A 12114-nucleotide genomic window follows, 5' to 3' on the forward strand; every position below is an offset into this window, starting at 1 on the left:
CTGACCTTGGGCCTCTCGTCGGCTACAAATGGGCATGAGCTCCATTTTCGACAACGATTCTCCGAGCAACCTCACCGAATATTCGGTCTCCGAGCTTTCCGGCTCGATCAAGCGTACGGTCGAGCAGGCCTTCGATCAGGTTCGTGTGCGTGGCGAGATCTCGGGCTATCGTGGGCCGCATTCTTCGGGGCACGCCTATTTCGCGCTCAAGGACGATCGGGCGCGCATCGATGCGGTGATCTGGAAGGGCACCTTCTCGCGGCTGCGCTTCCGCCCGGAAGAGGGCATGGAAGTGATCGCCACCGGCAAGGTCACGACCTTCCCCGGTTCGTCGAAATACCAGATCGTCATCGAGACGCTGGAGCCGGCCGGTGCCGGCGCGTTGATGGCGCTTTTGGAAGAGCGCAAGCGCAAGCTTGGCGCCGAAGGCCTGTTCGACGCGACGCGCAAGCGGCCGCTGCCTTTTATGCCAAAGGTGATCGGCGTGGTCACTTCGCCGACCGGGGCCGTCATTCGCGATATCCTCCACCGCATCGCCGACCGGTTCCCCGTCCATGTCGTCGTCTGGCCGGTTAGGGTCCAGGGCGAAGGCTCGGGAGACGAGGTGGCGGCGGCCATCCGTGGCTTCAACGAATGCGAAGCCGGCGGGCCGATCACCCGCCCCGACGTCCTGATCGTCGCGCGCGGTGGCGGCAGCCTGGAAGATCTCTGGGGTTTCAACGACGAGGCGGTCGTGCGCGCGGCGGCAGCGTCCGTCATCCCGCTGATCTCGGCCGTCGGTCACGAGACCGACTGGACGTTGATCGACTATGCTGCCGACCAACGCGCACCGACCCCGACCGGGGCGGCGGAAATGGCCGTGCCGGTCAAGGCCGATCTGGAAGCGGAAGTATCCGGCCTTTCGGCGCGGCTGAAGGCCGGCATGGTCAGGCAGATGGAAAACCGTCGCCAAGTGGTGCGGTCGCTTGCCCGGGCGCTGCCGTCGCTCGATCAGTTGTTGGCGCTGCCGCGTCGACGCTTCGACGAGGCTGCCCTCGGCCTCGGGCGTGGTCTGATGATGAACACAACGAACAAGCGCCGGATGTTCGAGCGCGCTTCGGCGGAGCTGCGGCCGGATCTGGTCAAGGCGCGGCTCGGCGATCGTCGGCAACGGCTAAACGATGCGATGAACCGCGCCGAGCGCGTCGTCGAGCGTCAGGTCCATCGCGGACAGTCGCGTGTCTCGGCGGCGGATGCGTCGCTGCGCGCGCTGCCGTCGCGCCTGCTGGCCCAGATCCACCGCTCGACGGATCGCGTGGCTGGGCTGGTTGCGCGGTCCGACGCGGCAATCCGCACGGACATTCGCCGGTTGACGGGTGTCATCGCCGCACAGGACCGCATCCTGCAATCGCTGTCCTATCGCAATGTCCTGCAGCGCGGTTTTGCGCTGGTGCGCGACGGCGAGGGCGGCCCGGTTCGCCAGGCCGCGGCCGTTGCGCCCGGCATGGCGCTGTCGCTGGAATTTGCCGACGGCAGCGTTTCGGCGATTGCGGGTGAGGGTGGGGAGCCGACAGCCCAGGCGGCCGCCAGGAAGAAGCAGCCGAAAACCGGTGGTTCCGGTGGCGACCCGTCGAAGCAAGGCAGCCTGTTCTAGGCAAGGTTTGCGATCACGGGAGCCCTCATCTTTCCAACGAGGACGGGTTGACTGTGCGGCCTGCATCAATGACGCCTGCTTTTCATTTCCCTGTCACGGAGGCAGCATAACGCCGCGCTCACAGCACTCTGCGGAATGGAAGTCAGATATGGTCGAACGAGCCAAGATTATCTTCATTCACGGCGCTTCCAGCAGTGGAAAATCCACTCTGGCGCGCGCGGTCCAGGCACAAATCGGCGAGCCATTCTGGCACGTCTCGATTGACCATATTCGTGATTCGGGAACGTTGCCGACGGAAAGATTCCGGCGCGGCGACTTCAGGTGGCAGGAATACCGTGCCCGTTTCTTCGAAGGGTTCCACCGCTCCCTGGTCGCCTATGCCTCGGCCGGCAACAATCTCCTGCTGGAACACATTCTCGAGGAGCCCGGTTGGGCGTCTGAGCTGGCGATGATGCTGCAGTCCTTCGATGTCTTCTTCGTCGCGCTCCACTGTGAGCTTCAGGAACTTGTCCGACGGGAAACGCTGCGCGCGGACCGGCCGATCGGCAGCGCTACAGACGATTTCCATCGCATTCACGAGGGGCAGCGCTACGATCTCCAGCTTCATTCAGGGCAAGCCGTTGAAGATAACGCTGCGCAACTGATTTCCGCCTGGGCGTCGCGCCGGTCGCCATCCGTGTTCGAGGAACTGGCCTTGGAAGCGCGCGCCCGGCCCGCCTACTCCTCCGGTCTCTGAGCAAGGGCGAGTTTGGCAAACGCATTTGGAATCGGCCGATTTTCCGGTGACATGCGTTCGTCGCGGGCGGGTCGCGCTACGGCTCAAAAGATCGTCATTGCAATAGATTGATTCTTTGGATCATTTTCTCCGTCGATCGATCTCGATCCCAGGTCTTATGCAGTAGGAACAATGGATGCATATTCTGCTCGTGCTCGCCCATCCGCTGGAAGACAGCTTTGCCGCCAGCGTCGCCCGCGAAGCGCAACGGGCGCTTGTTGCCGGTGGCCATACCGTCGATCTGCTCGATCTCTATCGCGAGGATTTCGATCCGAGGTTGAGCAAGGTAGAGCGCGGCAGCTATTTCACCGACAACTACGATGCCAGCTTAACGGCCGGGTTGATCGCGCGGCTGCAGGCAGCGGACGGGATCGTCCTGGTTTTTCCGCAATGGTGGTTCAATTTTCCGGCGATCCTCAAGGGCTTCTTCGATCGGGTCTTCGTGCCGGGCGTTGCCTTCGACAACGATCCGGCCGGCGGCCGCATCATCCCGCGGCTGAAGAACATCAAGCTCTTCTGGGCGCTGACGACGACGGGATCGCCCTGGTGGGTGGTGCATCTTTATATGGGCAACCCCGTGCGGCGGCTGCTGAAGCGCGGTATTGCCGCCTTCTGCGCCAAGGGCCTCGATTTCCGCATGGTCAGCCTGCACGACATGGATCGGGCCACGGATGAGAAACGTAAGCGTCACCTTGCCCGCGTGCGGCAGCTCGCCGGACGCATCTGATCGTCAGCCCTATTCATAGGTTGCAAGCAGTTTCCGCAGCACCGCATCCAGCGCTTCGCGCTCGTCCGGTGCAAGGCTTGCAACGACCCGGTGCTGGTTGGCGACATGGGCCGTCGCAGCCTCGTCGACGCGTTCCAAGCCTTCCGCCGTCAGCGCTATGATCACGCCGCGGCGGTCGTCCGGATTGTCGAGGCGCTGGACGAGACCCTGCTTTTCCAGCTGGTCGATGCGGTTGGTCATCGTGCCGGAACTGACCATGGTGGTCGCCAGCAGTTCGCCGGGTGAGAGCTGAAAGGGTGATCCGGAGCGCCTGAGCGCCGCAAGCACGTCGAAGCTCGCCGACGTCAATCCGCGCTCGGCGAAGGTCTTTTCGATCTCGCGTCCGATATGGTTACGCAGCCGCGTGAAGCGGCCGAGAAGGCCCATGGCCGAAACGTCCAGGTCTGGTCGTTCGCGTTGCCACTGCGCCAGAATTCTATCGACGTGATCCATCTGAGCCTCCACCGTTCTTCCGAAATGCCTAAGGCGAAGATATCTTGACGTCAAGATAATATCGGTTATAACGGAGATATCTTGATCTAGAGATACTTGAGGTAGAGACATGATCGCCAGCCGCAACGCCGACCTCGCCCTGACCGCCCTGGCGCCTGCCATCTGGGGCAGCACCTATCTGGTCACGACCGAACTGCTGCCGCCGGGCTATCCCTTGACGGTCGCCATGTTGCGCGCCTTGCCGGCGGGGCTCTTGCTCCTGCTGATCGTCCGCCAGCTGCCTTCAGGCATCTGGTGGCCGCGCACGTTCCTGCTCGGCGCCCTCAATTTCTCGTTCTTCTGGGCGATGCTGTTCGTGTCTGCCTACCGGTTGCCCGGCGGCGTCGCCGCCACGGTCGGCGCGATCCAGCCGCTGATCGTCATCCTGTTGTCGCGCGTCTTTCTCGGCTCGCCGATCCGCGCGCTGAGCATCATCGCCGGCCTTGCTGGCATCGTCGGCGTCGGCCTGCTTGTGCTGACACCGGGCGCAACGCTCGATCCACTCGGCGTCGTTGCCGGTCTTGCCGGTGCCGTGTCGATGGCCTTCGGCACGGTTCTGAGCCGCCACTGGGCGCCGCCCGTGCCGCCCTTGACCTTCACCGCCTGGCAGCTTGCCGCCGGCGGAGTGCTGCTGGTGCCGGTCGCTCTCTTCTTTGAGCCGGCCCTGCCGACCCTGACGATGGCGAACTACGCGGGCCTCGCCTATCTCGGCCTGATCGGCGCCGCCTTCACCTATCTGCTCTGGTTCCGGGGGCTGTCGCGCCTCGAGCCCTCGGCCGTAGCGCCGCTCGGCTTCCTAAGTCCTGTCGTCGCGATCCTGCTCGGCTGGGGTGTGCTTGATGAACGTCTGACACCGGTCCAGGCGCTGGGCATTCTCGTCGTGCTAATCAGCGTCTGGCTGAGCCAGCGGGCGCAACTGGCGCCTCGCGTTCGCCCGGCCCGTGCGTGAAGAACAAGGTGCCCCCTTCGCTCACCAATCCAGGCAAGCGCTGAGGTTGGACAAGGCAGGCGCCCCGGCAAAAACCTACCCGAGGTCGCAGTCGCGGGTGCCGGCCGCCGCTTTCGCAGCGGCGGCCGTTAACCCCCGAGCGATCGGCGTGTGGATATCGGCGGCAGCCATGGCCTCGAGCCCGGCCGCGGTCGTGCCAGCGTAATCGAGGAAGGTTTGCACGATTTCGTCAGGCGTCTGCTTGCTGCCTGCCAGCAAGGTGCTGCCGCCGAGGAAAAGCTGGCGCACGGCGCGCTCGGCGATGCCTCTCTCGATGCCTTTCGTCACGGCATCGGAAATCATCGCATCGGCAAAGACGGCAAGAAAGGCAGGGCCGGAGCCGGTCAAGGCGGTGAAGTAGTCGAGCTCGGTTTCCGTCGCGATCCTTTGCACCTTGCCGGATGCTTCAAAGAGCCGCTCGGCGAAGGCGCAATCCGCCTCGGTGGTGTCAGGGCTTGCAAGCCACGGTGTGAAGGAGAGCCGCTTTTCGGCGGCAGTATTCGGCATCGCCCTGATGATGCGACGAGCCTCGAAGCGGGCGGCAAGGTCGGCAAGCGAAACCATCGCCATCACCGAAATGACGAGCTTGCCCGAGAGATCGAGCGCGATGGCGTCGAGATCCTGTGGGCGTACGGACAGCATCACCACATCCGCGTCAGCGGCGAGCGCGGCGTTACCTTTCGTCTGGCGGACAGCCGGCCAGGGCTCGAAGCCCGGGACGGTGCCGCTGCGCGAGGAGACGGTCAACGCCTCCCCGGCGATGACGCCATCGGCAAGGGCGGGCAGCAACAGGGCCTTGCCCAGCCAGCCGCCGCCGCCGATGACACCGAACTGCGTCAAGCCCACTCGCCCTGCCGCATGACCGGCACGCGACTGCCGTCGCGCGCACGCCGTCGATATCCACCTGGCCGGAGCCGATCATCCAGTCGATGTGGATCAGGCTCGAATTGCCGCCCTGGGCGCGGATCTGTTCCGGCGTCAGGCTGGTGTCGTCGACGAAGCAGCCCGAGTAGCACTGGCCAAGCGCGATGTGGCACGAGGCATTTTCGTCGAACAGGGTGTTGTAGAACAGGATGCCGCTTGCCGAAATCGGCGAGGAATGCGGCACGAGGGCCACTTCACCGAGCCTGCGCGCGCCCTCGTCGGTGTCGAGCACCTTGTTCAGCACCTCCTCGCCGCGCGAAGCCTTCGCCTCGACGATGCGTCCGCCTTCGAACCGGACCTGAATGTTGTCGATCAGCGTACCCTGATGCGACAGCGGCTTGGTGCTGGAGACGTATCCCTCGACGCGCAGCGCGTGCGGTGTCGTGAAGACCTCTTCGGTCGGGATATTGGGATTGCAGATGATGCCGTTTTTCGCTTCCGACGCGCCGCCACACCACAGATGGCCATCGGCCAGCCCGACGACGAGATCGGTGCCGGGGCCGGTGAAATGCAGCGAGGCGAAGCGTTCGCCGTTCAGCCAGGCGGAGCGTCGCGCCAGGTTGGCATTGTGCGCCTTCCAGGCCGCAACCGGATCGTCGAGATCGACGCGCGACGCGGCGAAAATGGCGTTGGCCAGCTTTTCCACCGCGATCGGCTCGGGATCGTTCGGGAACACCAGCTGCGCCCAGGCAGGGTTCGGATAGGAGACGATGTTCCAGTTGATGTCGAAATTCGTGATTTTTTCGAGCGCCGGCTTGTAGGCGATGGAATTGGCCTTGTTGGCGCGCGCCACTTTGCTCGGGTCCTGGGCCGACAGCATCATCGGGTTGTCGCCGGAGATGGCTAGGCGGGCAGCGCCGCCGCCGAATGCCTTGGCCATGCCTTCGTAAAGCCAGTCGCTTGCCCGGTCGAAGCTTTCGTCAGGCGCGTAGGCGTAGCGCGCAAGTGTCGTTTCCTCGTCGGAATAGAACGTCGTCACCAGACCGGCGCCGGCCTTGTAGGCGTGCTTGGCGATATCGCGCACAAGCGGCATGGCGGCGATCGGCGCCGTCATTACCAGGTCCTGGCCCTTTTGCAGCTGCAGGCCGACCTTGATGGCGACTTCCGCGAGCTTGTCGAGTTTTACCGGGTCGATCGGGGTGGGGGTGTTGGCGGGATAGGTCATGATTTGCCTGTCATTATGAAATCGGACGAACAAGACTTAGTGCGCTTTGCGGCGAAAATGAAGGCTGGCGGTTGCAAACGTCAGATGCTCTTGGCTGCAGCGCGCATTCTGGCGACATTGCTGTCGTGCACCTCTTCATAGGGCGCGAAGTAGAGGATCGAACCGGCGGCGATCTCATCGGCAGCAAAATCCTTGAGAGGCCCGATGGGAGTTCCGTCCGCGGCCGCGCGCACCAAACGTTCGAGATAGCTTCGGTTCGCATCGATCAGCGCCGCGTCATAGCCGCCCGCAGCAATACGATCGCGATCGCCGTGGCTTGGCAGGATGCGGGCGATCGGCCATTCCCGCAGGCGCTTCAATTCGGCGATATGCGTTGCGACCTGCTCGGCTTCGGCGATAAAGGTGGCGCAGTCTTCGACCGTGTCGCCGGCCAGCAGCAGCTTTTCCTCGGGCAGCCAGAGGACATTGCCGTCGGCGCTGTGAATGGCGAAATGATGCAGTTCCACCTTTCGTTGCCCCACCTTGAGATCAAGCCCGTGCTCAAACAGGCGGTTGGGCATGACGAGGGGATGGATCGGCGGCGTTGCGATTTCGATCTTCTCGCGGTTTTCGGCAAGCCGTTCCGCCGTCAGCGACAAAGCGATGATCTCGCAATCGGCAAAGGCGGCGTTTCCGGCTACGTGGTCCTTGTGCCAGTGGCTGAGCACGACCCGGATCGAGGTGACGCCAAGGCCTTCGAGATGGACGCGAATGGCTTCGGCGTGGGGGATGGAGATGTGGGTGTCGTAGACGAGCGCCTCACCGCCATCGACGATTGCGTAGGACGCGACGCCCAACGCATAGGCGCCATCGTCCAGCCAGTTTGGTCCCTCGGAATGGAGCCGGGTCCCGGCAATCCGCCCGTCGTAATAGGCGAAGATGCCGGGATAGGGCTGCAATATCGTCAGGGTCGACGTCATATCAGGCATGGCGCGCTTGCTCCTCCCGTTGTTCGCATCTGTCATAGGATGGCGCGCGCCGAAAAAGAAGGGCCGTGGGGCCGCTCTATTGCGCACGCAGCAGATAGGCGTCGTGCTGCTTCAAGAAGATCATCAGACGCTCGCCATAGTCCGATGCCACGGCAGCCTTGACGCTCGAGCGTTCCGCCAGGGCCTGCCGCCAGGCGGAAACACGGGCAAGGCCGCTGAAGATCTTGTGGTCGACCAACGTGTCGAACAGGTCGAAATAGCGGAAGATCGGCGCAAAGACTGCATCCACCAGGGAGAAATCCGTTCCGGCGAAATAGGGCCCGTCGCCCAGAACGGTTTCGATCGTCGCAAACTTCGCGGCGATCACCTGGCGCTTCTGCTCGAAAGCGTCGGCAGCCCCGGTGGTCTCGAAGCCCCAGAGGTCCGAGAGGATCGACGAGCCGTATTCCATCCAGCCGCGGTGGCGTGCCCGTTCCAGAGGGTCCGTCGGGTGAAGCCGGACGCCAGCCTGTGTCTCCTCGAGGTATTCGCAGATCACCGAACTTTCGAACAGGACGGCCTCGCCGGTCGTCTGCGGGATCTGCAGCAACGGCACCTTGCCGAGCGGCGAGATTTTCAGGAACCAGTCTGGCTTGGCGGCCAGATCGATGCTCGCGCGATCGAAGGCGACACCCTTTTCGGCAAGCGCGATCGCAGCGCGCTGCACATAGGGGCAGAGATGATGGCTGATCAGGGTAAGGGCACTGCTCATGGGTGGTCTCCTGGGTTGATCAATGTAGATGCATCTGCATGTATGTGTGCTTGCCAACACTTTCAAGATCAATGTAATTGCATCTATGAGCGATATTTCGAAGAATGGAGAACTGCGGCCGACGCCGGCTGCCACACAGGCCTGGATCGGCCTCATGCGCGCGCAACGGCGCGTGCTTTCGGCGATCGAGGCGGATTTCAAGAGGGCCGGTCTGCCGCCGCTCGGCTGGTATGATGTGCTCTGGGAACTGGTGCAGGCGGAGGACGGCAAGCTGCGTCCCTTCGAGATCGAGTCCCGCACCTTGCTTGCCCAATACAATCTCTCGCGTTTGATCGACCGGCTTGAACGGGAAGGGCTGGTTCGGCGCGAGGCTTTCGACGCCGACGGGCGCGGGCGCTGGGTGGTCGTGACTGACAAAGGGCGTGCGACACGCGAGCGCATGTGGGAGGTCTATTCCGGTTCGATCGAGGCCCATGTCGGCACAAAACTGGGTACGGACGAAGCGCAGCAACTGGCTAGTCTGCTCGCAAGGCTTCGCTAGAGCATTTCCAGGAAAAGTGCGAAGCGGTTTTCCGTCAGGAAATGTGTCAAAACAGGGAGATAGAGCGTTTCTGCGGCTCTGTCTAAACCGGAAGCGCTCTCGATCTCAGAACACGCCTGGAATGCCCAAGGACATCCTGGAGTGTTCATGTCGGCGTCAGGCGATCAGCGGTGCCGCCACGGCCTTGAGTGCCGTTCGTGCGTCGCCAGGTGCCAGCCGCACCTGAAGCCCGCGCTGGCCGCCATTGATGTAGACCTGTGCTTCGGAAAGCGCCGCTTCTTCGATCGCGGTCGGCACCAGCTTCTTCTGCCCGAACGGGCTGATGCCGCCGACATGATATCCGGTCAGGCGCTCGGCATCAGCAGGCTTCATCATCGCTGCCGACTTGCCGCCGAAGGCCGCGGCCAGTTTCTTCATGCTGACTTCGCGATCGGATGGCACCACGCAGCAGACTGGCTTGCCGTCGACCTCGGCCATCAGCGTCTTCAGCACCCGGCTCGGATCCTCGCCGAGTGCTTCTGCCGCCTGCAGCCCGACGCGCTCGGCGTTCGGGTCGTAGTCGTAGGTGTGGACGGTGAAGACAACGCCGGCCTTGGCAAGCGCCTGAGTTGCGCGGGTGGTCTTGGACATCGTGCCTCTCCCGGCGTCAGGCGTTGGTCTTGTGAAACAGGGCCTCGTAGAGGTCCGGCTTGAAGCCGATCAACAGGTTGCCGTTGGCCTCGATCACCGGACGCTTGATCATCGAGGGCTGTGCCAGCATCAGCGCGATTGCCTTGTCGGTATCGAGGTTCTGCTTTTCGGCATCGGGCAGGTTGCGGAAGGTGGTGCCGGCGCGGTTGAGCACGATTTCCCAGCCTGCCTCCTTGCACCAGCGATCGAGATGGGCTCGGTCGATGCCCTCGACCTTGTAGTCGTGGAAGCGATAGGCGATGCCCTGGCCGTCGAGCCAGGTGCGCGCCTTTTTCATCGTGTCGCAATTCTTGATGCCGTAGATCGTGACCGTCATTCCCATGCCTTTCCTGCCTTGCGGCAAATTCGTGCTGGGAGTGATAGCCTCCCTCTCAGGGAGAGGGAAGACCTTGCCGGTGTCTCAGGTTACGCCGACGTAGCGGCCCGGCTTGTGGTTGATGGCAAGCGTCATGTTGACGACGGCGGCGCCAACTACGGACAGAACCAGGTTGGCCGGCGGCAGCACGAAGAAGGCGGCGGCAAGGATCGTAAGATCGACGGCAAGCTGGAAATAGCCGGCGCGGATGCCGTACTTCTCCTGCAGATAGATCGCCAGAATGTTGATGCCGCCGAGCCCGGTGCGGTGGCGAAAGAGGATCAGCAGGCCGGTGCCCATCAATCCGCCGCCGACAATGGTCGCGTAGATCGGGTCGAGCTTGGCGAATTCCACCCATCCTGCCGTCAACTTCGAAAACAGCGCCACCAACGTGACCGCAAGAAAGGTGCGCAGCGCAAACATCCAGCCGAGCCGTTTGATCGCCAGGACATAGAACGGCAGATTGATGAGCGAGAACACCAGCCAGAATTGCGCGCCGGTCGCGTATTGCAAAAGAAGGGCCAGACCGGAGGTGCTGCCCGTCAGCAGCATCGCCTTGCTGTAGATGATGACGCCGAGCGACATGATCAGCGTGCCCGTCAGGATCGCCAACGCATCCTCAAAGAGGTGGTGGCGCTCGGCGGGCACGTCCTGGGTATTGATCATTGGCTCGGCGTTCATCGTCTTTTCAGTCCTTAGAGGTTCTTGAACTTGCCGATGACGTCATCGACTTCGGCCGTCTTCAGTCCGGCAATGTTGATGCGGCCGGAACCCGGCATGTAGATGCCGTGTTCGTTCCTGAGCCGCATCACATCCGCTTCCGAAAGCGGCAGCAGCGAGAACATGCCTTCCTGGTCGGCGACGGCGCCAAGCGCCTGCCAGCGGTCGCGCAGGCCTTCGGCAAGCGATCGGCGAATGCCTGATATACGCTGGCGCATAGTTTCAAGTTCTTCTCTCCAGTCGCGCGCCAGGTCGGCATCGCACAGGATGGTGCGCACGATGGCGGCGCCGTGATCCGGCGGCATCGAGTAGCTGGTGCGCGCCAGGCCGGCGAGGTTGGAGCGGACCGTGTCGGCCGACGAGGACGAGGCGGTCACGGCAAAGATGGCGCCGGTGCGCTCGCGGTAGAGCCCGAACGATTTCGAGCAGGAGACGGCGATCAGGGTTTCCGGGACGATGCCGATGAGATGGCGAAGGCCCGTTACGTCCTCGTCCAATCCGCGGCCGAAGCCCTGATAGGCAAGGTCGATCAACGGCAGCAGGCCGCGCTCGGCGACGACGGCCGCGATCTCCAGCCATTGCGTATCGGTGATCACGCCGCCCGTCGGGTTGTGGCAGCCGGCATGCAGCAGCACGGCGTCGCCGGCCGAAGCACCTTGGAGCGCGCTCATCATGGTGTCGAAGAGCACGGTCTGGGACGGGACGTCGAAGAATGGATAGCCGGCCGTCTCAAGGCCCGCGGCCTTGAAGATGCTGGCATGGTTCGGCCAGCTCGGCAGGCCGATCCAGATGCGCTTGCCGCCCATCTGGCGGATGAGGTCGGCCGCAAGCCTTAGCGCGCCGGAGCCGCCCGGCGTCTGCACGCCGGCCAAATGGCTTCGGTTGATCGTGTCGCCACCGACCAGCGTCCAGAGGTGATCGACGAAAATGAGGTCGCCCTCGGGGCCGACATAGGCCTTGCTGTCCTGCGTTGCGAGCAGCCGCTTTTCCGCTTCCTTGACCGCGCGGAAGATCGGCGTGTGGCCGGTTTCGTCGCGGTAGACTCCGACGCCGAGATCGACCTTTCCAGGGCGCTCGTCCTTGCGATAGAGCCCGATCAGGGCCAGCAACGGATCGTCGGGTTGGCGGGTCAGAGCGTCGAACATGCCGGAATTCCCCCTTGGCAGTGACAGAGTAGCGATGGGCGATCGAGAAAGGTCGCGCCGAGAACCGTCCTCCGGCTCTCGACAGGCTTCTTCTTTAAATCAGAGACAGCGCAAAATCGATGCCGGATTTGCCACGGAGACAATATTCGCATAGATCGAATTGCGTAAATCGATGCATTTCTTTTGCTGATTTGCGCAAAC

The 12114-nt window shown here is 63.1% G+C and carries 13 protein-coding genes and 1 pseudogene; 5 read left to right on the plus strand and 9 right to left on the minus strand.

Features of this window, described 5'->3' with window-relative positions:
* Window positions 1–34 precede the first annotated feature (34 nt).
* The 3 genes from xseA (at window position 35) to BKP54_RS08840 (ending at window position 3135) form a co-directional block, all read left to right on the plus strand.
* Window positions 35–1633 (plus strand): exodeoxyribonuclease VII large subunit, encoded by a 1599-nt coding sequence (gene xseA, locus BKP54_RS08830; RefSeq protein WP_025425569.1) that lies wholly within the window; start codon window positions 35–37, stop codon window positions 1631–1633.
* A gap of 148 nt (window positions 1634–1781) precedes the next feature.
* On the plus strand, window positions 1782–2369 hold the full coding sequence (locus BKP54_RS08835) for an AAA family ATPase (protein WP_057219969.1): 588 nt from the start codon (window positions 1782–1784) through the stop codon (window positions 2367–2369).
* Between the two features lie 175 nt (window positions 2370–2544).
* On the plus strand, window positions 2545–3135 hold the full coding sequence (locus BKP54_RS08840) for an NAD(P)H-dependent oxidoreductase (protein WP_025425571.1): 591 nt from the start codon (window positions 2545–2547) through the stop codon (window positions 3133–3135).
* A gap of 9 nt (window positions 3136–3144) precedes the next feature.
* Here BKP54_RS08840 and BKP54_RS08845 read toward each other — a convergent pair whose 3' ends face one another.
* Window positions 3145–3639, minus strand: coding sequence for a MarR family transcriptional regulator (locus tag BKP54_RS08845; RefSeq protein WP_025425572.1), 495 nt, complete (start codon window positions 3637–3639; stop codon window positions 3145–3147).
* Window positions 3640–3739: 100 nt separating this feature from the next.
* Between BKP54_RS08845 and BKP54_RS08850 the strand changes: the two genes are divergently transcribed.
* A complete protein-coding gene (locus BKP54_RS08850) occupies window positions 3740–4615 on the plus strand; it encodes an EamA family transporter (protein ID WP_025425573.1) in 876 nt (291 codons plus the stop codon).
* 75 nt (window positions 4616–4690) lie between these two features.
* On the opposite strand, the gene BKP54_RS08855 is transcribed toward BKP54_RS08850, so the two are convergent.
* The 4 genes and pseudogenes from BKP54_RS08855 to BKP54_RS08870 all read right to left on the minus strand — a co-directional run bounded on the left by BKP54_RS08855 (window position 4691) and on the right by BKP54_RS08870 (window position 8462).
* Window positions 4691–5494, minus strand: a complete 804-nt coding sequence (locus BKP54_RS08855) for a pyrroline-5-carboxylate reductase dimerization domain-containing protein (RefSeq protein WP_158071678.1) — start codon at window positions 5492–5494, stop codon at window positions 4691–4693.
* A pseudogene (locus tag BKP54_RS08860) lies at window positions 5491–6743 on the minus strand (aminopeptidase). The gene BKP54_RS08855 and the pseudogene BKP54_RS08860 overlap by 4 nt, the downstream one beginning before the upstream one ends.
* A gap of 80 nt (window positions 6744–6823) precedes the next feature.
* The gene (locus BKP54_RS08865; protein WP_082523422.1) at window positions 6824–7711 is read right to left on the minus strand and encodes an MBL fold metallo-hydrolase; all 888 of its coding nucleotides are present in this window, start codon (window positions 7709–7711) and stop codon (window positions 6824–6826) included.
* A 76-nt stretch (window positions 7712–7787) separates the two neighbouring features.
* Window positions 7788–8462 carry a glutathione S-transferase family protein gene (locus BKP54_RS08870; RefSeq protein WP_038575818.1) on the minus strand — a complete coding sequence of 225 codons (675 nt, stop codon included), beginning with the start codon at window positions 8460–8462 and terminating at the stop codon, window positions 7788–7790.
* A gap of 85 nt (window positions 8463–8547) precedes the next feature.
* Between BKP54_RS08870 and BKP54_RS08875 the strand changes: the two genes are divergently transcribed.
* The gene (locus BKP54_RS08875; protein ID WP_025425577.1) at window positions 8548–9003 is read left to right on the plus strand and encodes a MarR family winged helix-turn-helix transcriptional regulator; all 456 of its coding nucleotides are present in this window, start codon (window positions 8548–8550) and stop codon (window positions 9001–9003) included.
* A 156-nt stretch (window positions 9004–9159) separates the two neighbouring features.
* Here the strand turns inward: BKP54_RS08875 and ybaK are convergent, their stop codons facing one another.
* From ybaK to tatA, 4 genes are all read right to left on the minus strand, one after another.
* On the minus strand, window positions 9160–9633 hold the full coding sequence (ybaK, locus tag BKP54_RS08880; protein ID WP_025425578.1) for a Cys-tRNA(Pro) deacylase: 474 nt from the start codon (window positions 9631–9633) through the stop codon (window positions 9160–9162).
* A 16-nt stretch (window positions 9634–9649) separates the two neighbouring features.
* Window positions 9650–10009: an ArsC family reductase gene (locus tag BKP54_RS08885; RefSeq protein WP_057204320.1), complete on the minus strand. Its 360-nt coding sequence runs from the start codon at window positions 10007–10009 to the stop codon at window positions 9650–9652.
* An 84-nt stretch (window positions 10010–10093) separates the two neighbouring features.
* A complete protein-coding gene (locus BKP54_RS08890; RefSeq protein ID WP_025425580.1) occupies window positions 10094–10729 on the minus strand; it encodes a YitT family protein in 636 nt (211 codons plus the stop codon).
* A gap of 14 nt (window positions 10730–10743) precedes the next feature.
* On the minus strand, window positions 10744–11913 hold the full coding sequence (tatA, locus tag BKP54_RS08895) for a tyrosine aminotransferase (protein WP_025425581.1): 1170 nt from the start codon (window positions 11911–11913) through the stop codon (window positions 10744–10746).
* Window positions 11914–12114 lie beyond the last annotated feature (201 nt).

This window comes from Ensifer sp. 1H6 (genome assembly GCF_001976035.1).
In the GTDB taxonomy this organism is placed as follows: domain Bacteria; phylum Pseudomonadota; class Alphaproteobacteria; order Rhizobiales; family Rhizobiaceae; genus Ensifer; species Ensifer canadensis.

Bases quoted from the DNA above. Each gene is read 5' to 3' on its own strand.
- BKP54_RS08885 (WP_057204320.1), bottom strand. From the start codon at position 10,009: ATGACGGTCACGATCTACGGCATCAAGAATTGCGACACGATGAAAAAG.
- tatA (WP_025425581.1), bottom strand. From the start codon at position 11,913: ATGTTCGACGCTCTGACCCGCCAACCCGACGATCCGTTGCTGGCCCTG.
- xseA (WP_025425569.1), top strand. From the start codon at position 35: ATGAGCTCCATTTTCGACAACGATTCTCCGAGCAACCTCACCGAATAT.
- BKP54_RS08890 (WP_025425580.1), bottom strand. From the start codon at position 10,729: ATGAACGCCGAGCCAATGATCAATACCCAGGACGTGCCCGCCGAGCGC.
- BKP54_RS08840 (WP_025425571.1), top strand. From the start codon at position 2,545: ATGCATATTCTGCTCGTGCTCGCCCATCCGCTGGAAGACAGCTTTGCC.
- BKP54_RS08865 (WP_082523422.1), bottom strand. From the start codon at position 7,711: ATGCCTGATATGACGTCGACCCTGACGATATTGCAGCCCTATCCCGGC.
- BKP54_RS08870 (WP_038575818.1), bottom strand. From the start codon at position 8,462: ATGAGCAGTGCCCTTACCCTGATCAGCCATCATCTCTGCCCCTATGTG.
- BKP54_RS08875 (WP_025425577.1), top strand. From the start codon at position 8,548: ATGAGCGATATTTCGAAGAATGGAGAACTGCGGCCGACGCCGGCTGCC.
- ybaK (WP_025425578.1), bottom strand. From the start codon at position 9,633: ATGTCCAAGACCACCCGCGCAACTCAGGCGCTTGCCAAGGCCGGCGTT.
- BKP54_RS08835 (WP_057219969.1), top strand. From the start codon at position 1,782: ATGGTCGAACGAGCCAAGATTATCTTCATTCACGGCGCTTCCAGCAGT.